At 58.1% G+C, this 1,491-nt stretch carries 1 protein-coding gene; it reads left to right on the top strand.

What is annotated here, in order from left to right:
- The first annotated feature begins 238 nt into the window (after positions 1–238).
- On the top strand, positions 239–1,201 hold the full coding sequence (locus P8H27_RS20490) for an integron integrase (RefSeq protein ID WP_289639592.1): 963 nt from the start codon (positions 239–241) through the stop codon (positions 1,199–1,201).
- Positions 1,202–1,491 lie beyond the last annotated feature (290 nt).

The raw sequence follows: 1,491 nt of genomic DNA on the forward strand, positions 1-1,491 counted from the left end.
AGCAGCGCAAATAAGCGCCAAAAAATGCTTTCAACCGAGCGTGAGAACAAAACCATTTCTGCATCCTTGCCGAACTAAAAAGAACCAACAATCCAACGGCGGCTAACTATAAATAGACACCAATTGGTGTGATAACACTTTTACGGTCGTGGTGGATAACATTCCTTGTCCTCTCGTCTATCCCTGTCTAGGCTAGGCATTGCAGCGGTCGGATGACCGTATAAGGGAGTTATACACCATGGACGGAAAGCCCCGGTTGCTCGATCAGATGCGCGAGCAAATTCGCCTCAAACACTACTCGATTCGGACAGAGCGCGTCTATTGCGAGTGGGTCAGGCGTTTTATTCGATTTCATCACTATCGCCACCCGCTGGAAATGGGGGCTGTTGAAGTCGAGGCGTTTCTTTCCGATCTTGCTGTGCGCCGAGATGTCTCCGCATCCACGCAGAACCAGGCGCTGGCTGCTTTGTTGTTCCTCTACAAGCAGGTACTCACACTGGATCTGCCGTGGCTTGGGGATGTCGTCCGGGCGAAAAAGCCTGTGCGTTTACCTGTGGTGTTGAGCATTGCCGAGGTTCGGCAGGTGTTGTCGCGTCTTGAGGGCGAGCTCTGGCTGGTTGCCAGTCTGCTGTATGGCTCGGGCATGCGTTTGATGGAGGTTATGCGTTTGCGGGTCAAGGATGTGGATTTCGTCCGGAAGGAGATTCTGATCCGTGACGGCAAGGGAATGAAGGACAGGGTCACGGTGCTGCCGCAGTGCTTGATTCTGCCGTTGCAAGGTCACCTGGCCGTGGTGAGGGCCATCCACCAGACGGAACTCCAGGCTGGGCGCGGCGACGTGTATCTGCCCTTCGCGCTCGAACGGAAATACCCGAAGGCGCCGATGGAGTGGGCTTGGCAGTATGTCTTTCCTGCCGCCGGTCTATCGCGAGATCCGCGCAGTGGCAAGGTGCGCCGCCATCATCTTGACGAAAAGCGGGTGCAGCGTGCCTTCAAGGCGGCGATTAAGGAGGTCGGTATCGTCAAGCTGGCCACCCCGCACACGTTACGGCACTCCTTCGCCACCCACCTGCTGGAAGGCGGCCAGGATATCCGCACGGTGCAGGAGTTGCTGGGCCATGCCGATGTGAAGACGACCATGATTTATACCCACGTACTCAACCGCGGCGGTTTGGCTGTGCTGAGCCCGCTGGATCGTTGAGCCGCACGGAGGACACCCACGATTTACCCGGCAAATCTGCACGGAGATACTCGTGTTGCCTATTCCCCGGACGCTCGAGTCCGACAGGCCGTTAGCTATGACTCAGGCACGCTACCGCCGCCCCTGCGCATAACGGGGCTGGCGACTGCACGACAAAAAGACTGGGGGTGACGGCGATCCTTTCCGGATAGGCGGGGTTGGCTGACCGTCCCTGGGTTTGGCCGAGCATAGTGCAGTGTGCCGTTCGAGCCAAGCCAGGGCGCCTGCGGCCTGGCAACGCACACCCCCGG

This window comes from Pseudomonas sp. sp1636, from assembly GCF_030376615.1.
In the GTDB taxonomy this organism is placed as follows: domain Bacteria; phylum Pseudomonadota; class Gammaproteobacteria; order Pseudomonadales; family Pseudomonadaceae; genus Aquipseudomonas.